Source organism: Serratia sp. JSRIV006, from assembly GCF_019968685.1.
Taxonomy (GTDB): Bacteria; Pseudomonadota; Gammaproteobacteria; order Enterobacterales; family Enterobacteriaceae; genus Chania; species Chania fonticola_B.
Window position 1 is genome coordinate 1,562,009 of the sequence record NZ_CP074137.1, and the last position, 26,485, is coordinate 1,588,493.

At 54.6% G+C, this 26,485-nt stretch carries 28 protein-coding genes; 20 read left to right on the plus strand and 8 right to left on the minus strand.

Features of this window, described 5'->3' with window-relative positions:
• Positions 1-8 precede the first annotated feature (8 nt).
• From hcaE to KGP16_RS07270, 20 genes are all read left to right on the plus strand, one after another.
• A complete protein-coding gene (gene hcaE, locus KGP16_RS07175) occupies positions 9-1,370 on the plus strand; it encodes a 3-phenylpropionate/cinnamic acid dioxygenase subunit alpha (RefSeq protein WP_223501084.1) in 1,362 nt (453 codons plus the stop codon).
• Positions 1,367-1,888, plus strand: coding sequence for a 3-phenylpropionate/cinnamic acid dioxygenase subunit beta (gene hcaF / locus KGP16_RS07180; RefSeq protein ID WP_071682298.1), 522 nt, complete (start codon positions 1,367-1,369; stop codon positions 1,886-1,888). Before hcaE ends, hcaF begins: the two co-directional genes overlap by 4 nt.
• Positions 1,888-2,205, plus strand: coding sequence for a 3-phenylpropionate/cinnamic acid dioxygenase ferredoxin subunit (hcaC, locus tag KGP16_RS07185; RefSeq protein WP_037375150.1), 318 nt, complete (start codon positions 1,888-1,890; stop codon positions 2,203-2,205). Before hcaF ends, hcaC begins: the two co-directional genes overlap by 1 nt.
• On the plus strand, positions 2,205-3,017 hold the full coding sequence (gene hcaB / locus KGP16_RS07190; RefSeq protein WP_209528583.1) for a 3-phenylpropionate-dihydrodiol/cinnamic acid-dihydrodiol dehydrogenase: 813 nt from the start codon (positions 2,205-2,207) through the stop codon (positions 3,015-3,017). The genes hcaC and hcaB overlap by 1 nt, the downstream gene beginning before the upstream one ends.
• 8 nt (positions 3,018-3,025) lie before the next feature.
• Positions 3,026-4,225 (plus strand): 3-phenylpropionate/cinnamic acid dioxygenase ferredoxin--NAD(+) reductase subunit, encoded by a 1,200-nt coding sequence (gene hcaD, locus KGP16_RS07195; protein WP_223501085.1) that lies wholly within the window; start codon positions 3,026-3,028, stop codon positions 4,223-4,225.
• Positions 4,226-4,397: 172 nt separating this feature from the next.
• Entirely contained in the window at positions 4,398-5,342 is a 945-nt protein-coding gene (gene mhpB, locus KGP16_RS07200) for a 3-carboxyethylcatechol 2,3-dioxygenase (RefSeq protein WP_223501086.1), read from the plus strand.
• 21 nt (positions 5,343-5,363) lie between these two features.
• Entirely contained in the window at positions 5,364-6,233 is an 870-nt protein-coding gene (locus KGP16_RS07205; RefSeq protein WP_209528587.1) for an alpha/beta fold hydrolase, read from the plus strand.
• A 14-nt stretch (positions 6,234-6,247) separates the two neighbouring features.
• Positions 6,248-7,042 (plus strand): 2-keto-4-pentenoate hydratase, encoded by a 795-nt coding sequence (mhpD, locus tag KGP16_RS07210; RefSeq protein WP_021805352.1) that lies wholly within the window; start codon positions 6,248-6,250, stop codon positions 7,040-7,042.
• Positions 7,042-7,992, plus strand: a complete 951-nt coding sequence (locus KGP16_RS07215; RefSeq protein WP_209528614.1) for an acetaldehyde dehydrogenase (acetylating) — start codon at positions 7,042-7,044, stop codon at positions 7,990-7,992. The genes mhpD and KGP16_RS07215 overlap by 1 nt, the downstream gene beginning before the upstream one ends.
• Positions 7,989-8,999, plus strand: a complete 1,011-nt coding sequence (gene mhpE, locus KGP16_RS07220) for a 4-hydroxy-2-oxovalerate aldolase (protein WP_223501087.1) — start codon at positions 7,989-7,991, stop codon at positions 8,997-8,999. Before KGP16_RS07215 ends, mhpE begins: the two co-directional genes overlap by 4 nt.
• A gap of 141 nt (positions 9,000-9,140) precedes the next feature.
• Positions 9,141-10,067, plus strand: a complete 927-nt coding sequence (locus tag KGP16_RS07225) for a LysR family transcriptional regulator (protein ID WP_223501088.1) — start codon at positions 9,141-9,143, stop codon at positions 10,065-10,067.
• An 85-nt stretch (positions 10,068-10,152) separates the two neighbouring features.
• Positions 10,153-11,556, plus strand: a complete 1,404-nt coding sequence (gene tcuA / locus KGP16_RS07230) for an FAD-dependent tricarballylate dehydrogenase TcuA (RefSeq protein WP_223501089.1) — start codon at positions 10,153-10,155, stop codon at positions 11,554-11,556.
• Positions 11,543-12,661, plus strand: a complete 1,119-nt coding sequence (gene tcuB / locus KGP16_RS07235) for a tricarballylate utilization 4Fe-4S protein TcuB (protein WP_223501090.1) — start codon at positions 11,543-11,545, stop codon at positions 12,659-12,661. Before tcuA ends, tcuB begins: the two co-directional genes overlap by 14 nt.
• A gap of 388 nt (positions 12,662-13,049) precedes the next feature.
• Complete coding sequence (locus KGP16_RS07240) at positions 13,050-14,021, plus strand: phosphotriesterase (RefSeq protein WP_223501092.1); 972 nt, start codon at positions 13,050-13,052, stop codon at positions 14,019-14,021.
• A 9-nt stretch (positions 14,022-14,030) separates the two neighbouring features.
• The gene (locus KGP16_RS07245) at positions 14,031-14,792 is read left to right on the plus strand and encodes a creatininase family protein (protein WP_223501093.1); all 762 of its coding nucleotides are present in this window, start codon (positions 14,031-14,033) and stop codon (positions 14,790-14,792) included.
• Positions 14,761-15,198 carry a PTS sugar transporter subunit IIA gene (locus tag KGP16_RS07250; protein ID WP_223501094.1) on the plus strand — a complete coding sequence of 146 codons (438 nt, stop codon included), beginning with the start codon at positions 14,761-14,763 and terminating at the stop codon, positions 15,196-15,198. The genes KGP16_RS07245 and KGP16_RS07250 overlap by 32 nt, the downstream gene beginning before the upstream one ends.
• Positions 15,199-15,273: 75 nt before the next feature.
• Complete coding sequence (locus KGP16_RS07255) at positions 15,274-15,555, plus strand: PTS sugar transporter subunit IIB (RefSeq protein ID WP_024530788.1); 282 nt, start codon at positions 15,274-15,276, stop codon at positions 15,553-15,555.
• Between the two features lie 2 nt (positions 15,556-15,557).
• Entirely contained in the window at positions 15,558-16,868 is a 1,311-nt protein-coding gene (locus KGP16_RS07260; RefSeq protein WP_024484934.1) for a PTS ascorbate transporter subunit IIC, read from the plus strand.
• 17 nt (positions 16,869-16,885) lie between these two features.
• Entirely contained in the window at positions 16,886-17,626 is a 741-nt protein-coding gene (locus tag KGP16_RS07265) for a sugar isomerase domain-containing protein (RefSeq protein ID WP_223501095.1), read from the plus strand.
• Between the two features lie 13 nt (positions 17,627-17,639).
• On the plus strand, positions 17,640-18,395 hold the full coding sequence (locus KGP16_RS07270) for a GntR family transcriptional regulator (RefSeq protein WP_179245179.1): 756 nt from the start codon (positions 17,640-17,642) through the stop codon (positions 18,393-18,395).
• A 501-nt stretch (positions 18,396-18,896) separates the two neighbouring features.
• On the opposite strand, the gene dcuC is transcribed toward KGP16_RS07270, so the two are convergent.
• The 8 genes from dcuC to KGP16_RS07310 form a co-directional block, all read right to left on the minus strand.
• Entirely contained in the window at positions 18,897-20,267 is a 1,371-nt protein-coding gene (gene dcuC, locus KGP16_RS07275; protein ID WP_021805349.1) for a C4-dicarboxylate transporter DcuC, read from the minus strand.
• A 9-nt stretch (positions 20,268-20,276) separates the two neighbouring features.
• Positions 20,277-21,104: an alpha/beta fold hydrolase gene (locus KGP16_RS07280; protein ID WP_223501096.1), complete on the minus strand. Its 828-nt coding sequence runs from the start codon at positions 21,102-21,104 to the stop codon at positions 20,277-20,279.
• Positions 21,105-21,237: 133 nt separating this feature from the next.
• A complete protein-coding gene (locus KGP16_RS07285; RefSeq protein ID WP_094983102.1) occupies positions 21,238-22,095 on the minus strand; it encodes a MurR/RpiR family transcriptional regulator in 858 nt (285 codons plus the stop codon).
• A gap of 160 nt (positions 22,096-22,255) precedes the next feature.
• Positions 22,256-23,161: a hypothetical protein gene (locus KGP16_RS07290; protein ID WP_223501097.1), complete on the minus strand. Its 906-nt coding sequence runs from the start codon at positions 23,159-23,161 to the stop codon at positions 22,256-22,258.
• A 22-nt stretch (positions 23,162-23,183) separates the two neighbouring features.
• Positions 23,184-24,230 (minus strand): porin, encoded by a 1,047-nt coding sequence (locus KGP16_RS07295; protein ID WP_179252154.1) that lies wholly within the window; start codon positions 24,228-24,230, stop codon positions 23,184-23,186.
• A 450-nt stretch (positions 24,231-24,680) separates the two neighbouring features.
• A complete protein-coding gene (locus KGP16_RS07300) occupies positions 24,681-24,887 on the minus strand; it encodes a hypothetical protein (protein ID WP_021180021.1) in 207 nt (68 codons plus the stop codon).
• A 72-nt stretch (positions 24,888-24,959) separates the two neighbouring features.
• The gene (pnuC, locus tag KGP16_RS07305; RefSeq protein WP_059200125.1) at positions 24,960-25,703 is read right to left on the minus strand and encodes a nicotinamide riboside transporter PnuC; all 744 of its coding nucleotides are present in this window, start codon (positions 25,701-25,703) and stop codon (positions 24,960-24,962) included.
• On the minus strand, positions 25,703-26,455 hold the full coding sequence (locus KGP16_RS07310) for a nucleoside phosphorylase (protein WP_223501098.1): 753 nt from the start codon (positions 26,453-26,455) through the stop codon (positions 25,703-25,705). The genes pnuC and KGP16_RS07310 overlap by 1 nt, the downstream gene beginning before the upstream one ends.
• Positions 26,456-26,485 lie beyond the last annotated feature (30 nt).

Genomic DNA, 26,485 nt, shown 5'->3' on the forward strand with positions numbered 1-26,485 from the left:
CAAATAATATGACCACCAACGCAAAATTAGATGTTTATAGCCTGATCGACACCCGGAATGGACAAGTTCTGCCACGGATCTACACCGATCCGGACATTTATCAATTAGAGCTTGAGCGTATATTTGGCCGCTGCTGGCTGTTTCTGGCCCATGAAAGCCAAATACCAAAACCAGGCGATTTCTTTAACACCTACATTGGTGAAGACGCGGTAGTCGTCATCCGTCAGAAAGATGGCTCCATCAAAGCGTTTCTCAACCAATGTCGCCATCGCGCGATGCGTGTCAGCTACGCGGACAGTGGCAATACCCGTGCTTTTACCTGCCCTTATCACGGCTGGTCTTATGGCATCGATGGCGAATTGACTGAGGTGCCATTGGAGCCGCGCGCCTATCCACAAGGCTTGTGCAAATCGCATTGGGGGCTGAAGGAAGTGCCTGGTGTCGAAAGCTATAAAGGCCTGATATTTGGCAACTGGGATACCAGTGCTCCGCCACTCAAAGAGTATCTGGGTGATATGGCCTGGTATCTGGATGGTTTGCTGGATCGGCGGGAAGGCGGCACCGAAATTGTCGGTGGCGTGCAGAAGTGGGTAATTAACTGCAACTGGAAGTTCCCGGCCGAGCAGTTCGCCAGCGATCAGTATCATGCCCTGTTCAGCCATGTCTCGGCGGTACAGGTACTGGGCGGCATGCAGGATGGCAGCGATAAAAAACTGGGTAATGACCAGACCGCACGCCCGGTGTGGGAAACCGCCAAAGAGGCGGTGCAATTCGGTCAGGATGGCCACGGCTGCGGCTTCTTCTTTACCGAAAAGCCGGACGCCAACGTGTGGGTTGATGGTGAAGTCTCGCGCTACTACCGGGAAAGCTACCCCGAAGCCGAGCAGCGTCTGGGCAAGATCCGTGCTTTGCGCCTGGCCGGGCATAACAATATTTTCCCTACGCTTTCCTGGCTCAATGGCACCGCCACTATGCGTGTCTGGCATCCCCGTGGGCCAGATCAGGTTGAGGTTTGGGCGTTCTGCATTGCCGATAAGGCCGCCTCGCCGGAAACCAAAGCGGCGTTTGAAAATAGCGCCACTCGAGCCTTTGGCCCAGCCGGTTTCCTTGAGCAGGATGATTCGGAAAACTGGGCTGAGATCCAGAAACTGCTCAAAGGCCACCAGGCCCGTCACAATCCATTATGCCTGGAGATGGGGCTGAATCAGGAAAAACGCCGTGAAGACGGTATCCCCGGTATTACCAACTACATCTTTTCTGAAACCGCCGCGCGCGGCATGTACCAACGTTGGGCGGATTTGCTGAGCAGCGATACCTGGCAGGAAGTCCAAGAGAAAACCGCAGCCTACCAGCAGGAGGTGATGAAATGAGCCATCCGATCTCTATGGAACTCCAGCATCAGATTACCCAGTTTCTCTACCGCGAAGCCGCCCTGTTAGATGATTGGGCGTTCCGTGCCTGGCTGGAACTGCTTGACGATGATTTGAGCTACACCATGCGCACTAGGGTCAATGCCCAGACTCGCGATCGGCGCAAAGGCGTTCAACCACCGACCACCTGGATTTTCAACGACACCAAATCACAGCTTGAACGCCGGATCGCGCGTCTGGAAACCGGGATGGCCTGGGCTGAAGAGCCGCCGTCCCGCACTCGCCATATGGTCAACAACTGCATTATCAGCGAAACGGCACAGGCCGATGTGTTCTCCGTGCGAGTGAACTACCTGCTTTACCGGTCGCAAAAAGAGCGTGATGAAACTATCTACGTTGGCACCCGTACCGATCTGCTGCGCCGCCGTTCAACCGAAGAGGGCTGGGGACTGTGTGGGCGTGAAATCATTCTCGATCAGGCGGTTATCACCTCCCACAACATGAGCATCCTGTTCTGATGAAACGAATCCATGCTTGTGCTGTTGGGGCGTTGCCGGAGGGGGAAGCTCTCCGGCTCGATACTGAGCCGACGATCGCGTTGTTTCACGTGGGCGGTGAATATTACGCGATCAACGATCGTTGCAGCCACGGCAATGCGTCGATGTCTGAGGGCTATATCGAGGATGACGCGACCGTGGAATGCCCACTGCACTCGGCCAGCTTTTGCCTGAAGACCGGTAAAGCATTGTGCATGCCCGCCACGGAGTCGCTGCAAACCTACCAGGTCACCGTGTTAGAGGGGGCCGTGTTTATCGATTTACCGGAGGGCGTCTGATGTCCGATCTTAAAGATGACGTAGTGCTGATAACCGGTGGCGGCTCAGGCTTGGGGCTGGCTCTGGTGGCGCGCTTTATCGAGGAGGGTGCCAGGGTGGCGACCCTGGAACGTTCAGCGGAAAAGGTCAGCCGGTTACAGCAGCAGTTTGGCGAGCAGGTTGTGGCTGTGCAGGGTGACGTGACTTCCTTTGCCGATAATCAGCGTGCGGTGGAGATGGCGCTGTCCCGCTTTGGACGTCTGGACTGTTTTATCGGCAATGCCGGTATCTGGGATCATAATGCCTCGTTGCTGGCGACACCGGCGGAGCAGTTGGAGTCCGGCTTTAACGAGCTGTTTGCCGTTAACGTCAAAGGCTATCTGTTGGGCGCCAAAGCCAGTGCTCCGGCATTGATCCACTCCTGCGGCAGTATGATCTTCACGCTTTCCAATGCGGCCTGGTATCCCGGCGGCGGCGGCCCGCTGTATACCGCCAGCAAGCATGCTGACGTAGGGCTGATCCGTCAGTTGGCTTATGAACTGGCCCCCAAGGTTCGGGTCAATGGCGTCGGGCCTTGTGGCATGGCCAGTGACTTGCGTGGTCCACAGGCGCTTGGGCAGCACGACACCTCGATTATGCAATCGCTGACGCCGGAAAAGATTGCCGCCATTTTGCCGTTGCAATTTTCCCCTGCGCCGGAAGATTTTACCGGCCCTTACCTGATGCTGGCCTCGCGCCGTAACAACCGGACGTTGAGCGGCGTGATGATCAATGCCGATGCGGGCCTGGCCATTCGGGGTATTCGCCACGTGGCGGGTGGATTGCAGCTATAGGAGCCAACATGAAACAGATAGTGATTATCGGCGGTGGTCAGGCCGGAGCTATGGCGGCCGCAGCCCTACGCGCACAACGGTTTACCGGTGGCATCACCCTGATCGGCGAAGAGCCGGAAATTCCGTACGAACGTCCCCCTTTGTCGAAAGCCATGTTGCTGTCGCCCACCCCGCAGTTGCAAGACATTCTGCCTGCTTCCTTCTATGAGGAGAATGCCATTGTCCTGCGCCGCAATACGCAGGTTGTCGCGGTCGATACCTTACAGCACACGGTGCTACTGGCTGATGGTGAAGAACTGGAGTGGGACCGGTTGCTGTTGGCGACTGGGGCCAAGGCTCGACGGCTCATATCGCTGGATGCGTTGGGTGATAAATCGCATACCTTGCGTACTGCGGCAGATGCCAGGCGGTTACGTGAAGCACTAACTGCCAACCAACGGATCCTGATTGTCGGTGCCGGCACCATTGGCCTCGAGTTGGCAGCCAGTGCGAAGCAGAGTGGCTGTGAGGTGACGGTGATTGAGCAGGCGGCGATGGTGATGGGGCGCAATGCTCCACCGCCGGTGCGCGATTATCTGATGAGCCTGCATCAACAGCATCAGGTGCGTCTTTGCCTTAATACCCAGATTGAGCACGCCGCTCTGGAACAGGGAAACGTAGTGCTGACGTTGCAGGACGGTGAACGGCTGATGGGTGACGCGGTGATTTATGGCATCGGCATTGAAGCCAACGATCGCCTGGCTGCCCAGGCCGGATTAGCCACCGCCAACGGCATTATTGTCGACGACCATTGCCGTACTTCGGTTGCCAATATTTATGCGGCTGGAGATGTCACTTTACGCCGTCAGGGTGAGCAACTTGTCCGCCTGGAGACCTGGGATAACGCCAACCAGCAGGCACTGGTGGCGGCCTGTGCCATGTTGGATCAGCCGTTACCGCCCACGGTGCCGGTGTGGTTCTGGACCGATCAGTTCGACAGCAATATTCAGTTTATCGGGGCCATGCAGAGCGAATATTGGTTGGTGCGCGGCAGCGTTGAGGCGCACAGCGCCATCTGGTTTGGGTTGCAAGAGGGTCGGCTGGTGGGGGCCATCACGCTGAACCAGAGGCGGGAAATGCGCCATCTTCGCAGGCTGATCCAGCAAGGTAGCCAGATAGATGAAAGGTTATTGGTTGATCCACAGGTTGCACTAAAGAGCTTGATTTAGCCCTGTCATGGCTAACCGGTTTCCCCTCCTCACCCCACTCTCTTACGCAGGAGAGGGAGTTGATCTGGTGTCGCGAGCAGGTGAGGGGGGGCTTTTACGCCCGGAACCTGGACCGTCTGGAATAGCCGTTCCGCGCTAAACACGCTAATGATTAAAAACAAGGTGGCTTGATATGAACGCTTATCTTCATTGTCTCTCTCATTCCCCGTTAGTGGGCTACGTTGATCCGGCCCCAGCGGTGCTGGCCGAAGTGGAAAAAACTATTGCCGACGCACGGCAGCGGATCCAGGCATTTGATCCTGAACTGGTGATCCTGTTCGCGCCAGATCATTACAACGGCTTTTTCTACGACATCATGCCGCCGTTCTGCATTGGTATGGCCGCTACGGCGATAGGTGACTTCAGCAGTGCCGCTGGCGAGCTGCCGGTGCCTGCGAAGCTGGCCGAGGCCTGCGCTCAATCGGTGTTGGATGCGGGGGTCGACGTTGCGGTTTCCTACTGCATGCAGGTGGATCATGGTTTTGCCCAGCCGCTGGAGTATTTGCTCGGTGGCCTGGCGAACTGCCCGGTGCTGCCGGTATTTATCAATGGGGTTGCGCCACCCTTGCCTGGCTTCAAGCGAACGCGCCTGCTGGGTGAAGCTATCGGGCGTTTTGCCCGTGGCCTGGATAAACGAGTATTGATCCTGGGCTCTGGTGGGCTTTCGCACCAGCCGCCGGTACCTCAGTTGGCCGAGGCTGACGCTCATATGCGTGACCGCCTGTTGGGCAGTGGCCGCCAATTACCGGCAGACGAGCGCCAATTACGCCAGCACCGCGTTATCTCTGCTGCCCGTGCTTTTGTGCAGGATCAGAGCACCTTACATCCTCTCAACCCGGTCTGGGACAACCAGTTTATGGACATTCTTTCCGGCGGACAGTTGGCGGAACTGGATGGGCTGGGCAATGACGAACTGTCGGCGATCGCTGGCCGCTCAACCCATGAGGTTAAAGCCTGGATGGCCGCCTTTGCTGCACTATCGGCATTTGGTCCTTATCAGACCGAGGGGCGCTATTACCGCGAGCTTCCCGAGTGGATCGCCGGGTTCGGCTCAATCAGCGCCGCACCGCGGAAATAATAACGATAAAGGAGCACCATCATGACATCGCAATCTTTTGACCTTACTGAAGAAAATACCAGCCGCTTCGTGCAGATCCAAGAGGGTGAAGCCAGCCTGCGTATCCATTACAACGACTGTGGCAGTGGTGCACAAACCGTGGTCATGCTGCACGGTTCCGGCCCCGGAGCCAGCGGCTGGGCGAACTTCAGCCGTAATATTCAACCGCTGGTAACGGCGGGTTATCGCGTGATCCTGCTGGATTTCCCTGGCTGGAGCAAGAGCGATTCGATCGTCAGTACCGGTTCCCGTTCGGACCTCAATGCCCGCATTTTGAAAGGGCTGGTGGACGCGCTGGATCTGGAGCAGGTACATCTGCTGGGGAACTCGATGGGCGGCCACAGCGCCGTGGCGTTTACCCTGACCTGGCCTGAGCGCGTTGGCAAACTGGTGTTGATGGGGGGCGGTACCGGTGGTGCTAGCCCGTTTGTGCCGATGCCAACGGAAGGGATCAAGCTGCTGCAGGGGCTCTACCGTGAGCCAAACATCGAGAACCTGCGCAAAATGATGAAAATTTTTGTTTACGATCCCAGCGATCTGACTGAAGCGCTGTTCAAAACCCGCCTCGACAATATTCTGGCGCACCGTGACCACCTGAAGAACTTCGTCAAGAGCCTGTCGGTCAATCCGAAGCAGTTCCCGGATTTTAGCCCGCGCCTGGGTGAAATCAAAGCCCAGACGCTGATCGTCTGGGGGCGTAACGATCGTTTTGTGCCGATGGATACCGGGCTGCGCCTGCTGGCAGGCATTGCCGGGTCACAACTGCATGTGTTCAGCAACTGTGGGCATTGGGCGCAATGGGAACATGCCGACAGCTTTAACCGCATGGTCGTAGATTTTCTCAAGCATTAATCAGGGAGCGAATGATGAGTGATGACAATTTGGAGCAATTGGCTGCGGCGCTACGGCAGTCCGAGTTCAGCGGCAAGGTGATTGAGCCCTTGCGCGATCGCCTAGGCCTCGACAACGGCGAGGCGGCCTATGCCATCCAGCAGTTGAACGTACAGCATTGGCAGGCTGCTGGCCGCCGAGTGGTGGGGCGCAAAGTAGGGCTCACCCATCCCAAGGTTCAGCAACAGCTGGGAGTTGACCAGCCGGATTTCGGCACCCTGTTTGCCGACATGTGCTACGGCACCAACCAGGACATTCCATTTTCGCGGGTGATGCAGCCCCGTATCGAAGCGGAGATTGCGTTGGTGCTGGATCGTGATTTACCGCATGCCGATACCACGTTCGATGAGTTATGTAGCGCAGTGGAGTGGGTATTGCCAGCGCTGGAAGTGGTGGGCAGCCGCATCAAGGACTGGTCGATCGCGTTTGTCGATACCGTGGCGGATAACGCTTCCTGTGGCGTGTATGTGCTGGGTGGCCCGGTGCGTCGCATCGATGAGGTGGATCTGCAACATTGCGGCATGAGCATGACGCGCAATCATGAGGTGGTGTCTAGCGGGCGTGGAAGTGAATGTCTTGGGCATCCGATTAATGCTGCCGTCTGGTTGGCACGCAAAATGGCCAGCCTCGGCACGCCGTTACGAGCGGGTGATGTTGTGCTGACTGGAGCACTGGGCCCGATGGTGCCGGTGCAAGCAGGTGACAGTTTTACGGCAACAATTGAAGGCGTCGGCACGGTTTCTGCCCACTTCTATGAGGACAGCCAATGATGAGCAAGAGAAAAGTGGCGATCATCGGTTCCGGTAATATCGGTACCGATTTGATGATTAAAATCCTGCGTAACGCCAAGCATCTGGAGATGGGGGCGATAGTGGGGATCGATCCTGAATCGGACGGCCTGGCTCGTGCTCGCCGGATGGGGGTTGCAACCTGTCATACCGGCGTTAACGGGCTGATCCTGATGCCTGAGTTCGCCGACATTGATTTTGTCTTTGATGCCACCAGCGCGAGTGCTCATGTTAAAAATGATGCCATCCTGCGGGCGGCCAAACCGGGGATCCGGCTGATCGATCTGACGCCTGCGGCGATTGGCCCTTATTGCGTGCCGGTAGTGAACCTGGAGGAAAATCTGAGCCAGGTCAACGTCAATATGGTGACCTGCGGCGGGCAGGCGACCATTCCGATGGTGGCAGCGGTAGCTAGGGTGGCCAGAGTTCATTACGCCGAAATTATCGCCTCCATTGCCAGTAAGTCTGCCGGGCCGGGCACCCGCGCCAATATCGACGAGTTTACCGAAACCACCAGCAAGGCCATCGAGGTAGTTGGCGGGGCAGAGAGGGGCAAAGCGATTATCGTGTTGAACCCGGCGGAACCGTCCTTAATGATGCGTGATACCGTCTATGTGTTGAGTGAAGCCGTCGATCAAGACAAGGTTGAGGCTTCAATCAATGAAATGGCGGCGGCCGTGCAGGCCTATGTGCCCGGCTATCGGCTGAAGCAGAAAGTACAGTTTGATGTCATCCCTGCCGATGCACCGCTTAACTTACCGGGGATTGGCCGTTTTTCTGGCCTGAAAACCTCGGTGTTTCTGGAGGTTGAAGGCGCGGCGCACTACTTACCTGCCTATGCAGGCAACCTTGATATCATGACTTCCGCTGCGCTGGCGACCGCCGAGCGTATGGCTCAGGCCATGGCACACGTTGCTGGAGAACGGCTATGAACGAGAAAAAAATCACTATCTCGGATGTGACCCTGCGCGACGGGATGCACGCGATCCGTCACCAATATACGCTGCAAAATGTGCAGGACATTGCCAGGGCGCTGGATGCGGCGAAGGTGGATTCGATTGAAGTGGCGCATGGCGATGGTCTGCAGGGCTCCAGCTTCAACTACGGCTTTGGCGCACATACCGATCTTGAGTGGATTGCGGCGGCGGCAGACGTCACCACCCACGCTAAAATCGCCACCTTACTGCTGCCGGGCATTGGCACCATTCACGATTTGAAGGATGCCTATAACGCCGGGGCGCGGGTAGTGCGTGTCGCCACTCACTGTACCGAAGCCGATGTCTCCAAACAGCATATCGCCTATGCCCGTGAGCTGGGCATGGATACCGTGGGTTTCCTGATGATGAGCCATATGACGACGCCGGAAAATCTGGCCAGCCAGGCCAGGCTGATGGAAAGCTACGGGGCAACCTGCATCTACGTGGTGGATTCTGGCGGCGCGATGAATATGCACGATATCCGTGCCCGGTTCCGAGCCTTGAAAGCGGTGTTGCAACCAGAAACGCATACCGGTATCCATGCGCACCATAATCTCAGCCTTGGGGTCGCCAATTCAATGGTGGCGGTGGAAGAAGGGTGCGATCGCGTGGATGCCAGCTTGGCAGGGATGGGGGCAGGAGCCGGTAACGCGCCGCTTGAGGTGTTTATTGCGGCGGCGGATAAACTTGGCTGGCGTCATGGCACGGATCTGTATGCCTTGATGGATGCGGCGGACGATCTGGTGCGCCCGTTGCAGGATCGGCCCGTTCGTGTCGATCGTGAAACGTTGGCGCTGGGCTACGCCGGAGTTTACTCCAGTTTCCTGCGCCACTGTGAAGTGGCCGCGGCAAAATACGGGATCAACGCGGTGGACATTCTGATCGAGCTGGGTAAACGCCGCATGGTGGGCGGTCAGGAAGATATGATTGTCGACGTGGCGCTGGATTTACGTTCCCGCTAAGCCTCAGCAGGCCAGCCTGGCTGGCCTGCTATTTCTCGGTTATATGATGATGAAATTTACCGCTCCGCAAGACATTGCTCTTCTCTGTTAGCTTTTCCATGATAAGTATAGGGTAACGCTGGCGGTTAATGGGAGAGAAGGGTGGAACTGAGACAGTTACGTTATTTTGTTCGCACCGTTGAATTAGGCAGCATGGGCCAGGCCGCGCTTGACCTGAATATTGGCGTCTCGGCCTTGAGCCAGCAGATAAGTCGGCTCGAAAGCGAGCTGGCAATTCGCCTATTGCAACGCACCTCGCGTGGGATTGTCGCCACCGACGCCGGTCTGGCCTTTTATTCTCAGGCTCAACTGGCCCTGCGCCATGCCGATGACGCCGTGCGGGCCGCCAAGCAGGCCCGCTTATCTGGGCACGTCAGCGTAGGGATGGCCCCAAGTACTGCCTCAGTGCTCGGTCTGCCGTTTATTCTGGCAATGCGTGAGCGCTATGCCGATATCCGCCTGCATGTGGTAGAAAGCCTGTCCGGAAATCTGGCGTCGATGATCAAGGTCCGCCAGTTGGATCTGGCGGTGGTATTCCAACATAGAAAGCTGCAGACCTGGAGCGCGATCCCGGTGTTGGACGAGCGACTGTTTTTGATTGGCACCCAAGAGATTATCGGACGTTTTCAGGATGGACCTATTACGCCCGAAGCCTTTTGCTCGCTGCCGCTGATTTTGCCCAGTCGGACCCATGGTCTGAGGGCGTTGCTGAATGCCAGCTTTGCCCGCCAACAGTTGGAACTAACCGTTGTGGCGGAGATTGACGGGCTGGCGATTTTGATGGACGCCGTTCGCCAGGGGCTGGGAGCTACCATTCAGCCCGGTGCGGCCATCTCACGCATTCTGGATGACAGCCTGATAGTGATAGAAATAAATAACCCGGCATTAAGCCGCCCCAATTTTCTGGTCAGCCTTTCCGATGATGAACTCTCGCCGGTTGGCTTGGCCGCCAGGGTGGTGCTGCAAAACGTGATCCATCAACTGGTAACGCAGGGCAACTGGCCTGGCGCGACCCTTTACCATCCCTAAACCCCCGTTAAGCATTGCCCGCTAGCTGGCCTTTATATTAAAAATTACATTTTAGTCACAAAGGGATAATACCGAGAGTGTGACTATGTTTGATGTTGTGGTCATTGGCGGGGGCAATGCGGCGCTGTGTGCCGCCCTGACCGCGCGGGAAAAGGGGGCCTCAGTATTGCTGTTGGAGGCGGCTCCCAAGGAGTGGCGCGGCGGTAATTCTCAACATACCCGTAATTTACGCTGCATGCATGATGCGCCGCAGGATGTGTTGGTGGGCAGCTATCCCGAAGAAGAATACTGGCAAGACCTGCTGAAGGTCACTGGTGGGCTGACCAACGAACCGCTGGCCAGAATGGTGATCCGGGCGTCATCGACCTGCCGGGGCTGGATGAAAAAGCACGGCGTCCATTTTCAGCCACCACTGTCCGGCGCGTTGCATGTGGCTCGCACCAACGCCTTCTTTATGGGCGGCGGTAAAGCACTGGTGAATGCCTACTATCGCAGTGCGGAAAACATGGGGGTGGCAATCCGTTACCATAGTCCGGTCGATTCTCTCGAGTTACGGGACGGGCAGTTTATTGCGGTGCGGATCGGCGATCAACGGATAGAGGCTCGAGCCTGTGTGTTGGCGGCTGGTGGGTTTGAATCCAACCGCGATTGGTTACGTGAAGCCTGGGGAAAGAATGACGCAGGTGAATGGCCTGCAGATAACTTTCTGATCCGTGGGACCCGTTTTAATCAAGGGGTGTTGCTCAAGTTTATGATGGAGGCGGGGGCCGATGTGATTGGTGACCCTGCCCAATCTCACTGCGTGGCTATTGATGCTCGCGCTCCGCTGTATGACGGCGGGATTTGCACTCGCGTCGACTGTGTTTCGCTGGGGATCATGCTTAACCGTCAGGCGCGGCGCTTTTATGATGAGGGCGAAGATTTCTGGCCTAAACGCTATGCCATCTGGGGCCGTTTGGTGGCGCAGCAGCCGGGCCAAATCGGCTATTCCATCATTGATAGCAAAGCCATCGGGCGCTTTATGCCACCGGTCTTCCCAGGTGTGAAAGCCGATAACCTGCACGATCTCGCCATGCAATTAGAGCTGGATCCCGCCCAGTTTGTAACAACCATCGCAACCTACAACCGCGCATGTCAGCCAGGTACGTTCAATCATACCCTGTTGGACGACTGCCGTACCGAAGGTCTTACCCCGGCGAAAACGCATTGGGCTTTGCCCATCGACACGCCCCCTTTCTATGGTTACGCCTTACGACCCGGCATCACTTTTACCTATTTGGGGTTAAAAGTGAATGAGCATGCCGCCGTGCACTTTAACGGCCAACCTAGTCGCAACCTGTTTGTGGCCGGAGAAATGATGGCCGGCAACGTGCTGGGTAAGGGCTACACCGCCGGTGTGGGAATGTCTATTGGCACCGTCTTTGGCCGTATCGCCGGTTATCAATCGGCACTGGCCGCACAGCGAGAAGCTAATTATGAAACAGCTTGAGTCATTAATCCGCGAGGCGCAATCCCTGACCGATAACGAGCAGGAGGTCGAGCGGGTGATGCAAATCTGCAACGCCTGCCGCTACTGTGAGGGCTTTTGTGCCGTCTTCCCCGCCATGACCTACCGGCTGACGTTCGGCAAGGCTGATATCAACTATCTGGCCAACCTGTGCCATAACTGCGGTGCCTGTCTGCACGCCTGCCAGTACGCTTCTCCCCATGAGTTCGCCGTTAATGTGCCGCAGGCGATGGCCAAGGTACGCGTTGAGACCTATCAGGAATACGCTTGGCCAGCCAGATTCGGTGCCTTGTACCGGCGGGCGGGGATGGCGGTGGTGCTGGCATTGGCCTTTGGCATCGGGCTGTTTCTGCTGTTGGTGATGGCGCTTAACGGCAGCCTGCTCCATCAACCGCTGGCCGGTGACTTTTATCAGATATTCCCCCATAACCTGCTGGCGGGGATGTTTGGCAGCGTGTTTGTATTTTCGCTGTGTTCGTTGCTGTTCAGCACCCGCAGGTTCTGGCGGGAGATCTCATCGGTGGCGGGCAGCCTGCCTGCGCTGGCAGAAACTACCCGTAATGTGCTGACGCTAACCTATCTGGATGGCGGACACGGCGAGGGCTGTAACGATGAGGACGACGCCTTCACCCTACGGCGGCGCCGTTTTCATCACTTCACGTTTTACGGCTTTATGTTGTGCTTTGCCTCAACCATAGTGGCCACCGGCTATCACTTTTTGCTGGGGCAAGAAGCGCCGTATGCGTTGCTGAGTCTGCCAGTGATATTGGGCACGCTGGGGGGCATAGGGCTGATTATTGGCCCGGCAGGCCTGCTGTGGCTTAACTTGCGCCGCGATCCCGCTCACGGTGATGCGGCACAAAAGCCGATGGACCGGGGTTTTATCCTGCTACTGCTGTTGGTGAGCATTACCGGTATCGCCTTGCTGGTTGGCCGTGATACTTCGCTGATGGGGGCATTACTGGCGGTGCATCTGGGGGCCGTGATGGCACTGTTTTTAACCCTGCCTTACGGCAAGTTTGCCCATGGTTTTTATCGTACTGCGGCGTTATTAAAGTGGGCGATAGAAAAAAGGCGTAAAGCCTGATTCGACTTTCGACGTGTTTAATTAATCTACCCTACATAATTATGTAAATAGGGCGACAGATGATTGCCATAGAGAGTTTATACAACGGTTGAAAATACGGCTAAAGCGGTTAACCCGCGCTTTGCCAAGCTGGGCGCGATACTGCACGTAGCCAGCGGGAATTGCCTTGAGCAATTCGATTTCTTTCAGTTCGGGTTTTATGCCACCTATGGCGAGTCTGACTATATTCCCTTCTCTTGATGGCTGCGCTATGGCGTGGCCATTATTGTTTATCAGGCAAGTGGTTCGCCAATAGATTGGTTGATTTGCGAACTTGATCACTTGACTGGTCAACTGATCTTAACCTATGTTGAAGCTACCTTCTTCTCCGTTCCTGGGAGCCGTTCTCATGGGATCCATCCGCACGTTAAATGGTGATATTGCCGCCAGTCAGCTCGGCGTAACCTACAGCCACGATCATATTTACTGTCTTCCTCCCTACTGGGCAGAACGCAGGAATGACGATCTATTACTGGATGATCCGCAGGCTTCAGAGCAAGAACTGGCGGATTTTCGTCAGGCCGGTGGCAATGCCATTTATGACGCCACGGCTCCCGATTATGGCCGTCAGGTGGTGGCCGTCGCCGAAATGGCCAAGCGGCAGCAAGTGCATGTCATTGCCACCGCCGGGTTTAACAAAGGGTTCCTGTGGAGCAGCAAGCGGCCTGGATTGACGCAAAACTTTGCGGAATGGGTCGAAGGGACTTCGATTGATGAGTTGGTTGAACACGTTAGCCGTGAAGTCACTGAGGGTATCGAAGGCAGCGATTATCGTGCAGGCGTGGTGAAATGCGGCACCGGCTATAACACCATCTCCCCGCTGGAACGGAAAACCATGGAAGTCATCGTAAGGGCACAGCTTTGCACGGGTGCCCCGATGCATAGTCATACGGAAATGGGCACCATGGGATTGGAACAGGCAAAGATATTTCAAGGTTTGGGGCTGGATTTGTCCCGCCTGTGTTTCGCTCATATGGATCGCAACCCCGATCCGTGGCTCCACCGTCAGATTGCCAACACCGGGGCATTTCTCTCTTTTGACGGTATGAGTCGGATAAAATATTACCCAGAACATATCCGCACCCAGGCCATTTTGGCGCTGTGCCAACGTGGCTACCAGAAACAAATTCTCATCGGCGGTGATTTTGCCCGTAAATCCATGAGTGCCCACTACGGTAAAGGCGGTCTGGGGCTGAGATTTATTCTGGCCGACTGGCGGCCAAGATTTATCGAAGAGGCCCACGAAGCAGGGTTTGATGGCGAAGCTCTGCTGCATGATTTCTTTGTGGAAAACCCGGCACGCTATTTTGCTTTTGGCTAGGGAGGCTTCATGAAACTGCATGAGTTGAATGAGCAACAGGCCAGGCAGGCTTTGGCTAAAGCGCAGATTGCCTTGCTGCCGCTGGGTGCGGTGGAGCCTCATGGCGACCACCTGCCGTTGGATACCGATAATTTATTGGCCGAGCGATTTTGCGCCTTGCTGGATGAGCAACTGGGTGAATCTGCGCTAAGCCTGCCGGTGGTGTCCTACAGCCAGGTATGGTCACTGCGTGGGCACGCAGGGGCGATCGATATTGGTAACGAGCTGCTGACGCAATTATTGCTTTCGCTGGCGCGCAATATGGCTGGTTACGCGATTACCACCACCGCGGTAATCAATGCGCACTATGGCAATTTTGATGCTATCAAAGCTGCCGCCAGGCAGTTGAAGGAGGAGGGCATCACGTTGCTCAGCTATAGCTGGGCCGGGATGGACAGTTGTGCCCAGCGGTTAAGAACCTCTACGGTTGCCTATCCCGGCTATATGCATGCAGACGAGATTGAAACTTCGTTGATGCTGGCATTGGCTCCCGAACACGTCGAGATGACGCTGGCACGTTCGCACTATCCCGAATTCCCAGAGAATTTCCGCTATCAGCCAGTGCACTGGACGGAGTTTTCCGATTATGCGGTACTCGGTGATCCTGGCTGCGCCAGCGAAGACAAAGGGCAGGCGTTAATACAGCATTCTTTGCAGGCAACTCTGGCGTCCATCCGTCACCATTTAGCTGCAGGAGGCAATGATGATCGTTCGCCAGGCAATACTTATTGATAACCCGGCCAGTACTGCCGCAGACGCCATTCAGGCGGCGGGGCAGGCGCTTTGCCAATCGGGGGCTTGCAGCCCGGAATATGTTGCAGCGATGGTGGCCAGCTATCAGGAGTTTGGCCCCTATTTTGTGATTGCCCCTGGATTGGCCATGCCACATGCTCGCCCAGAGCAAGGGGCGATTAAGGCGCAGTTGAGTTTGGTACGGCTGCGTGAGCCGATAGCGTTTGGCCACACAGAAAACGATCCGGTACAGGTTTTGCTGGGGCTGTCAGCGACCAGCAGCGATCGGCATATTCACCTGATCCAGCATATCGTCACCTTGCTGGCAGACGAAAATAACCTGCATACCTTAATGAATTCCTGTAACCCTGAGCAGCTTTATCACCTGATAGCCAGCGCGGAGTAACTCTCCTCGCGGTTCAACTGTCACTTGAAATCCCCAGGGTAGCGATTTTGAAGGTTCAACTCGGAGCGAATACTAATGAAAATTCTGACGGTATGCGGTTTAGGCATGGGATCGAGCCTGATATTAAAAATGAACGTGGAAGCGGTATTAAAACAGCATGGGATCCAGGCTTCGGTGGAACATATGGATGTCTCTTCGGCGGCTTCGGCCAGTGCCGATCTGGTGATCACTAATGCTGAGTTGGTGGATAACCTGCAACATCTCTCTTGCCCGGTAGCGGTCGTCAATAACTACATCGACAGCAAAGAGATCGCCCTGGCGCTGGAACAGGCCGGCATTATTAAGCAGGGGGAATAGCCATGAGCGAATTTCTGGGGGTATTGCGCTGGATCACGGTCAATATTTTTGGGGAAGCGTCTATTTTAATCGGCCTGATTGTGCTGCTGGGCTTGGTGTTACAAGGTAAACCGCTGGCGGATATTGTTTCTGGTACCTTGAAAGGCATTTTGGGGTTTCTGATTATCGGGGCAGGGGCGGGGATTATCGTCTCGGCCTTGCTCATCTTCCAGCCCATTTGGACGGAAGTGTTTGGCCTGAGTTCGATGAATCTGACGAATATTATCGGCCAGGTACATTTCTCCGAACGCTATGGCAGCAGCGTAACTATCGCCATTGCTGGCGGGTTTGCGCTTAACCTGCTGCTGGCTCGGCTGACCCGCTTTAAATATATCTATCTGACTGGCCACATGATGTTCTGGACCACCATGATTTTTGCCGGGGTGATGGTCAACAGCAATCCTGCCATTTCCGGCCTGCAACTGACGTTGATGCTGACGGTGATCATGGGGCTTTACTGGACGTTGCAGCCAGCGCTGGTGCAACCCTGGGTGCGTAAGATCACCGGCAACGACAACGTGGCATTGGGGCACACCTCCGCCTCCGTCGCTTTGCTGGGGGCGTTGTTTGGCCAGATTTTCGCGGCCAACAAAATCAGCTCTGAAGATATCAAGGTACCGAAAAAACTCGGCTTTTTGCGGGATTCTAACGTGGTGACCGCATTGACCATGTCGCTGCTGTTCTTTATCGGGACCTTTATTCTGCAAATCAAAGGCACGCCGAAAGCGGCTGAAATCCTGGCGCAGTCTGGCGACCTGAGTTTCTACATCTATGCGCTGAAACAGTCACTGATGTTTACCGGTGGCATTGCCGTGGTGTTGCTCGGTGTGCGGATGTTCATCGGTGAAATGGTGCCAGCGTTTAACGGCATCGGTTCACGCCTGGTGCCCGGAGCCAAACCTGCGCTTGATTGCCCCATCCTGTTCAACTTTGCCCCCAATGCGGTGGTGTTAGGCTTCGTCGGGGCCTTTATTGGCTCGCTGTTGTGGCTCACCCTGATCGGTCGCTATACCGGCTACGTGTTTATCCCCAGCATGATCGTGATTTTCTTCCATGCGGGTACGGCAGGAGTGTTTGGCAATATCACCGGCGGCTATAAAGGGGCGCTGTTGGCCGGATTTATTACCTCGACCGTCGTGGCCTGGGGGCAATATTTCTGTGTCAGTTATTTTATCAACGACACCATTCCCGACACCGCTCTGTGGGCCGGTGACAGCGATATGTTTGTGCTGGCACCGCTGATCGCGGCTTTAACCAGGCTGCTAACATTCTGATGCTATGGGGGAAGGGGATGAGCAACGCATTGACCCAATATTATGAGCAAATCCGGCAGAAGTTGTCCCTTTTGGAATCGCAACCCGACACGATAAACCGTGCGGCGCAGATGATGGCGGACACGGTGCTGGCCGAGAGGGATCTGTTCGTTTTCGGTGCCAGCCACGCCGGTATCCTGGCAGAGGAGATGAGCTACCGGGCCGGTGGCTTGGCTATCGTTAATCCTTTATTCACCCCTGCACTGATGCTTAACGTCCGGCCATTGACGCTGACCAGCGCGGTGGAAAACGTTGAGGGTCTGGGGCGGGTGTTGATCGAGCAATCGCCGCTGCAAGCGGGAGATACGCTGCTGATCCATTCAGTTTCTGGCCGTAATGCCATTACCATAGATGTCGCGCTGGCCGCTCTGGCGGTGGGCGCGAAGGTGATAGCCATCACCAGTTTGGCCACCGCAGCCAGGGTGACATCCCGACACTCCAGCGGCAAGCTGCTGGCGGACATCGCCGATATCACCATTGATAACCATTGCGAGTATGGCGATGCCGCCGTCAGCCTGCCGGGAATGGCCCAGAAGGCGGCACCGCTCTCGACCATTATGGGGGCGACTATTGCTAACAGTCTGGTACTGCGGATTTGTGAACTGATGCTACAGAAACAGCGCACGCCGCCGATCCTGGCAAGCGCAAACATAGACGGCAATCAGCAGATAAATCAGGATATACTTGACGCTTACAGGAGCCAAATACACTACCTCTGAGCGGAGCATCAGTATGTTTGAGTCGGATGGACTGCCACTGTATCTCAGGATAAAAGGCATTATCCTGCAACGGATCATCACCTTTACCTATGACGATAAACTCCCCGGCGAGTTACTGCTTGCCGATGAGTTTAAGGTCGCCCGCGGTACCATCAAGCAAGCGATCGATTCGCTGGCCAGTATTGGTATGGTGCATCGGGAGCAGGGCAAAGGGACCTTCATCAATCGTGATGCGTTGCATAAACACTACACCGATCTGCCAGATGTCCTGCTGAGCTTCAATTCGGCTGTGCCGGTTGAAGTCGAGATCCTTTCCCTGCTATCGACCATGGCCGATCAAGAAGTGGCTGAGCGGATGCGTCTGGATTTAGGCCACCAACTGATGCGCCTTGAGCGGCTGTTCATGCAGGGGGAGAAAGTGGTGGGCCATTCGATCACCCACTTGAATGGACGGGTGTATAACGATCTGAGCCATGTAGACGGAAGCAGCCCGCTGTATGAACAGCTACGGGAAACGTTCGGTTATTCGCCAACCAAGGCAACGGAACGTTATTTACCGGTGATCTGCGATGCCAAACTGGCCAGCTTGCTGAACATCGAGCAAGGCTCGGCTTTGTTCAGGGTTGAGCGGACCGCCAGTAATCTGGACGATGTGGTGCTTGAATACAGCATCACTCATACTCAGGATGCTGCACTGTCATTACAGATCGTCGCTAATCAGAGCGTGGTGAACCAGCAATGGAATTGCACCATCGATAAAGCCCAGTGAATTATGTCACGGGCAGGGTTACGATAAGTCACACCATTGGGCGGATATAGTCCCACAGGCGTTCCCAGTTAATCAGCACCAATACCACGGTGGCGGCAAACAGAATAAACATGATCTTTGAGAACATGATATCAACACTCCTTGTTATTAAATTCGACGTTTTGGTTTGGTGTTTTGGTTCCCCTCACCCTAACCCTCTCCCAAAGGGCGAGGGGACCGATCGAGTTCGTTGATTGCTTGACGTAATACCTTGCCTTTCTTGTTCTTACACCCAACTTTCCGAAGCTGCGCGGGCTAACCGCAGACTCCAGACAGCTCCCTCTCCCTCTGGGAGAGGGTTGGGGTGAGGGGTAATTTCAGGCAGTGTACAGAGGGAAAACCAGGCGATATAGAGGCGGTGAAACATTTCAGAAAAGACCAGGTTTATGGTCAGGAAATGGACAGTTGGCGAGGATTTGATGATAGGGCAGAGAGTTCCCTGCCCCGAGTTTTAACAGGGTGTTAATTCAAGATGCCGTTTAGCACCAGCATGGTGATCATCCCGCCTACAGCGGGGATCAGCGTACGGCGGACAATCATAAACGGCGAGCATTCACCGGCCTTGCTGACGGCAATGATCACCCCTGCCACCGGGGAAATCGATCTTCCCATACCGGCCATCAGTTGCATTGGCAGGATCATGCTGACGGCGCTTTCGCCAAACTTGGCGGCAATGCCTGGAGCCAGCCCAGAGAAGGAGAAGAACGCCGCCACGCCGGAGCCGGTCAGCGCCGCGGTCACGCAGACCAGCAGGGCCATCACGATCGTCATATTGCCAAAGCCAAAGCCCGCGGCCTGAACGGTGTGAATAATGAAGTCAACGGCCCCGATGATCTGTAAGCCTTGGGCGAAAACGTCGGCACACACCAGCAGGGAAACGATGCTGGTAAACATGGTGCCCATGCCTTTGAAGAACACCTGGATGCCTTTGCAGGCGGTTTTGAAATCTCTCCGTACCAGCAACTCGCAGAAAAATGCCAACAGGGTGCCGATAATCATCGCTGTCACCACGTCAATCTTGATGCTGCTGATCACCAGTGGGCTGAAGACGATCACCAGTATCACCGGGAACACCGGCAGGAAAGCGTAGAATGCCGGTACCTTGGCTGTGTCTTCGCTGGTTGGCTGTTCCACCTGCTGTTGGGTGACGATATGCCCGTCTTTGGCGTCAAAGTAGCGTGCGGTGAAGAAGATCAGTACCGCTACCGCCAGCATCACGCCGGTGGCGACCGGCAGTTGGTAGTGAGCAAAGTAGACGGCGGTTTCCATACCGGCATGTTTGGCTGCCAGGTTGGCGGTGCCCACCGCCGGGCCGAGATCCATAAACGCCGACATGCCGATCATCGAGGCGGCGGCGGCTTTACTGACTCCAAGCCGCACCAACACCGGGAAGAAGGTGACCAACAGCAGCATCGCGAGACCGGCCGCGCTGGAAATCGCCACGTGCAGCAACTGGGATAAGATGTAGCCGATCGCCAGGATCAGGTAAGGAGCCTTGATCATCTGCAAGGGTTTGATGCACAGATTTACCATCGAGTTCGACGCTTTGATGTGATCCATATAGTCGGCAAAACCGCCCGCCGCCATAATGATCAAACCGATGCCCGCCACCTGGGTGGTCAAAGACTCTTTCACGAACGCGAAAATATCCCCGCCAACCCAGCCGATGGATTTGGCCTTGCCGTACAATATCGATTGCTCGGGAAAGAACACCGCCGTGATCAGCAGCAGGCTCAGCCCCGCCAGCAGTAACACGGTTTGCGGCTGGTAGTTTTTGATAATAAACCAGGCCGCCAATACGGTAACGATCATCCCGATGATAAATCCAGTCATCATTTCCCCTTATGAGTGTTTGGCAAAAAACTCATGCAATAGCGTGTTGTAATAATCCGGAGCCTGGAAATAAGGCGCATGGCCCATACCGGGCATCTCGATATGTTGGGTGTAGGGCACCAGCGCCAGCAGATCGGCTTTGAGCTGTGGTTGCACCACGGCGTCTTTTTCACCGGTGAGGATCAGCGTTGGCATGTTGAGCTGGGGCAGTAGCGGGCGGTTGTCGGCGAGTTGCAACATGCGAGTGGCACGCCTCAGGCCTTCCAGATTGGTGCCTGCCGCAATGTCTGCCGCATAGTCCAGCACCGCTGTGGGCACATCTGGGAAGGGAAGCAGATCTCGGGCGCGGTTTCTGCCGTAGGCTTCGCGGCCGATTTCGGCGAGCTCTTTCAGCCGTTTTTCCAGCTTTTCCGAACTTGGGGCCGACTCTGGCGCGCCATAGCCGGGATGGGTGCAGGACAACACCAGGTTTTTTACCCGCTCTGGATAGCGTGCGGCGTAGCGGCTGGCAACGGTGCCGCCCATTGAATGCCCGACGAGGGAGACTTTCTCTGCCCCGCAGTGTTGCACCCACTCATGCAGCATCTGCACAAAAGCGTCGATCTCGGCCGGAACCAGCACGGAGTCGGCATAACCCGGTGCATCCCAAGCCATGACGCGGTAGCGGGGAGAAAAGGCGGCATACTGGAATGGCCAGGCTTTTGAGCTGCCCAGAATACCGTGTAAAAAGATCAGGGTTTCGCCCTCACCGCAGGCGCGGAAAGATAAATTCCCCTGTGAGGTACGTAGAATTTGCTGCTCAGGGCAAACAGGGATTGCGCTGTTTTCACTGCTCATGATAAAGCCTCTTTTCATTAAATAAACGCCAGAGATGGATTGCTACATGGCATTCTGGTAAGTCAATGCTTAGCCCTGAAGCAACAGGGCTATAAAGATGGTTGGTGAATATTAATACTGCCTGGTGTTGGTGTTATTTATTGAAAACGTTAAATGCCTCGAATAACGACTCCATGACGTTGAAGTTCTCGTTTAATTCGTTACTTTTCACTTCGCCCATATAATTGACCAGCGCCTCGATTAATACGAAGCCCGCGCTGCGGCTGCTGAACAGCCCGCTATGCTGGCTCTCCATCAGCAACATCGCCGTGGCGAAGTGGCTGAACGGATTGACGGCATTATCGGTGATAACGATGGTATCGCCACGATGTTGATAAAACCATTTTATCAACTTTGTCGTCACGCTGGAAAAACGATAATAAGAAATCGCCAGTAGCACATCGCCTTTTCTCGAGTCGATTAGCTTATGCGGTAAATTGGCAATATTGGCATCCAGTAGCACAATGTCTTTTTTGATATAGCGGCCAAGCAGATAAAAATACTCGGCCAAGGCATGTGCCGTTGCGCTGCCAATCACATACAGCCTTTTTTCCGGATCGCAAATCAGCGCGATGGTTTTCTCCAAATGCTGGCGATTGATGTTTTTCAACGTATTGTTGATATTATCGGTGATCTCGCCGCAGTGTTTTTCTATGAATTCGATGCCGTTTTTTCTGTTTTTGCTGTTGTCGAAGCGTTCTATGGGGGAGATGTTTCTGCGCTGCTCTGGCTCGATGGTGGACTCTTTGAAGTCACGAAAGCCGGTGAAGCCGAGCTTCATCATAAATCGCCCCAAGGTTGACTTGGCGATGTTGATCTCATGGCAAACATCGATCACTTTGCTGTAGGGGATGGACTCAAAGTGTTTGTCAAAATAGTCGATGATACGCCGATCCGTTTCGGTCAGATTATCAATGCTGGCAATACGTTGAGTGAATTCCGCTCTGTTCATGTCAGTTTTCCCCTCTACGCCATTTCTTCCTTCATTAATAACAAAACCCAAGGGAGAAAAAAGGGGAATCAAAAATTCCCTTGTCAGAAGTGTGTGTCATCTCTCATTCCCTTCTGACCCGCGCTACCGCTTGCTTTGGCAGTAGCGCGTTCTCCTCAAGTTACGGTTGTACGTTGAACTCGCCATGCTGTTCAAACCAGGCAAATTGCTCTGCGCCATAGGCAGACATCTTCGAGCCGCTATGCCCAACGTCGGGCAAGGTCGTAAAGCGCCAGTTGAAGTCGACCTTATAGCGTTTGGCTTTCTGCTGTGCCGTCAGGAAATAGCTTTGTGCACGGGTTAACCGGCTATCCCCCTGTGCCATGGCTTCATAAGAGCGGCGCAGCAAAGGGTGATACGGATCGTTATCTTTTTCACCGACGGTGATCAGCACGGGTTTGGCAAAGTAGTCGGCCAGCTGTTTTTGCGTCACTTTCACCGGCGCATTGTCCAGGCCATAGGGCCAGGGGTTTTCCACATCTGGCATGGTCCACCATCCGGCTGCCGCACAAATGGCGGCTTTGACATTCGCCTCAGGGACAAAGGTCAGCATCCGGTGAACAAACTGGCAGCCAGCGCTGTTACCAAATAAATAATAGTCTTGTTGTTTGGTGATCCCCTGTTTTTGCATATCGGCAAACAGATCGTCAATGACCGTGAAAGCCCATTCCCCTTTAGGGTTGACCTGGTGGGTTTTGGCATTCTCGATATTCCCCAGGTTATAGCCGTCGTTACCGGGATAATCGGCTTCGGAGAACAGCGGGGCGATGACGATAAGTTTGTTTTTCTTGGCATTTTCTACCCAAGAGTCGCGGTACTCATCGGCATTACGGTTCAGCCCGGTCAGGACAAATACCACTGGGGTGTTGGCATTGGCACCAGGAGGCTGGTAGCTGAAGACCTCCATCTTCTTGCCGGTTTGTGGCACGGTAAAATCGAAACTACCGCTCTCTTTTGGCAGCGCGGCTGCGTGGCTGACGCTGGCGCTCAACGCTAACACGGCGAATAAACTGAGAAAATTGTTCATGTTTTCCATCCTTGCGCAGTGATTAAAATTCGTAACGTAACCCAAGTACCCACAGGTTTTCTGCCGAATCGTAGCTTTGCCGATCGTCATAAATGTAGGTGGCAGAAAGATGTACATCTTTTTTCAGGCGATATTCCAGTTCAGAGATCCACTGTTTGCGGTGGGCATAATCATTTTCAGACTCGATCAACTGCGAGTAGCCACCACGTAGCGCGACTTTGCTGGTAAACCAGTATTCGGCCAGCGAGTCGAAGGCATCATAATCTTTATCTGGCTTGCCGGTTTGCTCGTAGGTTTGTCGGCCAACGTTGATACCAAGATAAGCCTTGTCGTAGCTGAGGCGTATGCCAATCCCTTTTTGGGTATAATCGGTGTAGTTGCCGCTTAGGCTGGTATTTTTGGGGTCTTTGGTCATTTTCTGCCAGGCAATCACCGGTTTGATTTTTAGTGGCGTACCCATCACCGGGAATTCAAAAGCGTAGCCGAGGCTGGCCATATAACCATCGTCAACGGTGCTGTCGCTTGCACCGTTACCCATCACGTAGGCGGTGCGAACGTCCAGCCCGGCATAGGTATATTCATATTGTAATGTGCCGTCCTGACGGTTCCATTGATAGGAGGAGTCGATACGCGTGCCGACCCAGTTGGAGTAAACGTTAGCCGTGTAGTTCATGTAACGATCGGTGATGCCCATCCACTGGTACATCGGGTTGCGCGTACGGCCAACCATCAGTTTCCCCAGATCCTTACCGTCAATCCCGATATAGCCATAACGAATATCCCAGTTATCTTCGGCGACCTCGGTATCGTTCTTCTGAGTGTTAACCTGCCATTCCAACTTGCCAAACAGGCCGAATTGCTCATCGAGCTTTTGTTTGGCTTCAAAGCCAAGACGGCCGGTCAGGTTGGTGGCATTAGTGTGTTCATCTGTCCATTCATTGCCGGTTTGTGCCTCGATACGGCCATAAATATCGAGTTGTGTTCCTTTACTGTTATAGACCGTCACTGCCTCGGCGGCGCTGGTGGCTAGCAGGGCAGGAAGGAGTAATGCCAGAGGTATTGTTTTCATTATTATGATCCTGTGTAAGGTAAGTCATTTTTCTTTTTTTTATTAATATGAGGCGAACTAAAGCGACTCACTTAAAAATAATGAGCTGAACTGGAAGCATTAAACGTTCTAACGATTTGTGCTTGAGGTAATTAATTTAAGTTATTTAACAATAAACAGATAATAGCGAACCAATAAGCAACCTACGCCGCACATGATTTAATGCTGATAAGAAAGTCCAGGTTTGATTTTTTAGTTATCGCCCTCTTGGTGATTGATTTTCACACTATAGGAAGAGGGGAACGGTTGTGAATGGGAATCAAAAATTCCCTGGTTAAATATGTGAGTGCTGGCACAAATATGAATTGCGGATAAAAACAGCGGAGGAGGCAAGAGGTTTTTGTTGAAGAGAGCAGCCAATAAAAACCCCCGCACAACGTGAATTGTGCAGGGGCCAGCAAAGCAAGGACGTTACTTCTTCTCTACGGCAGCCTGGATGGCATCTGCCAGAGAGCTGACGTGCTTTTCTGCCGTTTTCAGCTGGTATTCGACACCGTTGCCGTCGTTGGTGTCAGACAGCGTTGCCTTCAACAGTTCCAGTGCTGCCTGCACCGCCAGTAATCTGCGTTTTTGCTCTTCCGTTGGAGCGATCCCAGAGCCAAAATAATTCTCTAACATGTTCATTTCCTTTCGCTAGACCTACCGAAATGGCAGACAACACGGATTACATGGGGGGGATACCCCCCATTTTCAAGGCATTGCCTTGAGTGCTGTCTCTTGTTGCAACGGCTTTGAGCCATGTTGGCGCGCACTGTTGATCCAGGCAAACGACCCCATCAGCGCAATCACCGTCAGTAAAATATACTCCAACGACATGGCATAAACCCCCTGGATGGCGTAAATCACTACGCTGATCACGTCAATCAGCACCCACAGCAGCCAGTTCTCGACGTATTTGCGCGTCATCAGCACCATGGCGGCGATCGACAGCACCAGCATGGTGGAATCCCACAGTGGGAAGGCGTCTGGTTGCAGTTCAGGCATCACCACCGAAAGCCCCATTCCCTGCATAATGCCGATGGCAATGCGCGTCAGCACGGCGAATACCGGATCGATAAACAGCGACATCAGGCCGATGGCCACCACGCAAACCACCAGCAGCGTGAGAGCCTTTTGCCGTGGCAACCAGCGGATTTTCAGCGCGGCTTCATTATTTTCGTTCTGACGGCTCCAGGCATACCAGCCGTACAGGTTGGCGGCGAAGAAAAACACCTGTAACAGCAAGCTGGCGTATAGCTGGATCTGGAAGAAGATAGCGGCAAACAGCGTGACGTTAATCAAACCAAACAGGTAGTTGATAATCTTCTCTTTGCTGGCAAACCAGATGCACAGCAGGCCAAACACCGTACCTATGGCTTCGATCCATGACAGCGCATAGCCACCTTCGCCCAGAGGAATGTTGACCATGACGTTATTGATGCTGAAAAAATCCATTATTGCGTCCTCTCAAGATGATCCTGATACAGCGTTTCGAGCGCGAGCACAATTTCGCGTTCCTCGCCACGTTGGCAGGAATGCTCCTGCTGTTGATAGTCGTTGATGCTCTGTTCCAGGCAGCCCTGGTATTCCACCACCACGTTCAGGATAGAGGCAATGCGCATATTACGCAGTGCGCCAACGACCATCAGCGGGGCGGTTTCCATATCGGCGGCGAGAATACCTTTGGCCGACCAAAAATCGGTGATCTCCTGTTCGCGGTCGGTGTAGAAACTGTCATGGCTACGCACATAGCCACAGTGCGTACTGTATCCCAGTTTTTGTGCCTGTTGGCGCAGCAGATAAACCAGGCCGCAGTCGGCACTGGCCGGGTAGGCTGCGGGGATATAGGCATTGCCGGTGCCTTCATCGCGCACTGCCGCGCTGGCAATCACCAGATCGCCCAGCTTCATTGAACTTTGCATCGCGCCGCAGCTGCCAATACGCACCAGGCAGTCGACGCCGATCTGATGTAGCTCTTCGGCGGCGATGGCGGTAGAAGGGCCACCCATGCCGGTGGAAATCACCAGGACTTCCACACCACGAAACCAACCGCGCAGCGCCCGGTATTCGCGATTTTGGCCAAAATCCTCCACCTGATCCAGAAAGCGGGCAACGTGTTCGACGCGTTGTGGATCGCCCGGTAACAGCGCGTAATGGGCGTGTGTCATCTGCCGGCTAAGCCGGATATGCGGTTGTAGTTGAGTCATGGAACTTACCTGCGTTTTATACTGGTTGGC

Bases quoted from the DNA above. Each gene is read 5' to 3' on its own strand.
- mhpB (WP_223501086.1), top strand. From the start codon at position 4,398: ATGAACGCTTATCTTCATTGTCTCTCTCATTCCCCGTTAGTGGGCTAC.
- pnuC (WP_059200125.1), bottom strand. From the start codon at position 25,703: ATGGATTTTTTCAGCATCAATAACGTCATGGTCAACATTCCTCTGGGC.
- KGP16_RS07250 (WP_223501094.1), top strand. From the start codon at position 14,761: ATGATGATCGTTCGCCAGGCAATACTTATTGATAACCCGGCCAGTACT.
- KGP16_RS07205 (WP_209528587.1), top strand. From the start codon at position 5,364: ATGACATCGCAATCTTTTGACCTTACTGAAGAAAATACCAGCCGCTTC.
- hcaE (WP_223501084.1), top strand. From the start codon at position 9: ATGACCACCAACGCAAAATTAGATGTTTATAGCCTGATCGACACCCGG.
- KGP16_RS07215 (WP_209528614.1), top strand. From the start codon at position 7,042: ATGAGCAAGAGAAAAGTGGCGATCATCGGTTCCGGTAATATCGGTACC.
- KGP16_RS07295 (WP_179252154.1), bottom strand. From the start codon at position 24,230: ATGAAAACAATACCTCTGGCATTACTCCTTCCTGCCCTGCTAGCCACC.
- KGP16_RS07310 (WP_223501098.1), bottom strand. From the start codon at position 26,455: ATGACTCAACTACAACCGCATATCCGGCTTAGCCGGCAGATGACACAC.
- KGP16_RS07270 (WP_179245179.1), top strand. From the start codon at position 17,640: ATGTTTGAGTCGGATGGACTGCCACTGTATCTCAGGATAAAAGGCATT.
- KGP16_RS07285 (WP_094983102.1), bottom strand. From the start codon at position 22,095: ATGAACAGAGCGGAATTCACTCAACGTATTGCCAGCATTGATAATCTG.
- mhpD (WP_021805352.1), top strand. From the start codon at position 6,248: ATGAGTGATGACAATTTGGAGCAATTGGCTGCGGCGCTACGGCAGTCC.
- mhpE (WP_223501087.1), top strand. From the start codon at position 7,989: ATGAACGAGAAAAAAATCACTATCTCGGATGTGACCCTGCGCGACGGG.
- tcuB (WP_223501090.1), top strand. From the start codon at position 11,543: ATGAAACAGCTTGAGTCATTAATCCGCGAGGCGCAATCCCTGACCGAT.
- hcaB (WP_209528583.1), top strand. From the start codon at position 2,205: ATGTCCGATCTTAAAGATGACGTAGTGCTGATAACCGGTGGCGGCTCA.
- KGP16_RS07280 (WP_223501096.1), bottom strand. From the start codon at position 21,104: ATGAGCAGTGAAAACAGCGCAATCCCTGTTTGCCCTGAGCAGCAAATT.
- hcaC (WP_037375150.1), top strand. From the start codon at position 1,888: ATGAAACGAATCCATGCTTGTGCTGTTGGGGCGTTGCCGGAGGGGGAA.
- KGP16_RS07290 (WP_223501097.1), bottom strand. From the start codon at position 23,161: ATGAACAATTTTCTCAGTTTATTCGCCGTGTTAGCGTTGAGCGCCAGC.
- dcuC (WP_021805349.1), bottom strand. From the start codon at position 20,267: ATGACTGGATTTATCATCGGGATGATCGTTACCGTATTGGCGGCCTGG.
- KGP16_RS07265 (WP_223501095.1), top strand. From the start codon at position 16,886: ATGAGCAACGCATTGACCCAATATTATGAGCAAATCCGGCAGAAGTTG.
- KGP16_RS07245 (WP_223501093.1), top strand. From the start codon at position 14,031: ATGAAACTGCATGAGTTGAATGAGCAACAGGCCAGGCAGGCTTTGGCT.
- KGP16_RS07255 (WP_024530788.1), top strand. From the start codon at position 15,274: ATGAAAATTCTGACGGTATGCGGTTTAGGCATGGGATCGAGCCTGATA.
- KGP16_RS07240 (WP_223501092.1), top strand. From the start codon at position 13,050: ATGGGATCCATCCGCACGTTAAATGGTGATATTGCCGCCAGTCAGCTC.
- KGP16_RS07300 (WP_021180021.1), bottom strand. From the start codon at position 24,887: ATGTTAGAGAATTATTTTGGCTCTGGGATCGCTCCAACGGAAGAGCAA.
- KGP16_RS07260 (WP_024484934.1), top strand. From the start codon at position 15,558: ATGAGCGAATTTCTGGGGGTATTGCGCTGGATCACGGTCAATATTTTT.
- hcaD (WP_223501085.1), top strand. From the start codon at position 3,026: ATGAAACAGATAGTGATTATCGGCGGTGGTCAGGCCGGAGCTATGGCG.
- hcaF (WP_071682298.1), top strand. From the start codon at position 1,367: ATGAGCCATCCGATCTCTATGGAACTCCAGCATCAGATTACCCAGTTT.
- tcuA (WP_223501089.1), top strand. From the start codon at position 10,153: ATGTTTGATGTTGTGGTCATTGGCGGGGGCAATGCGGCGCTGTGTGCC.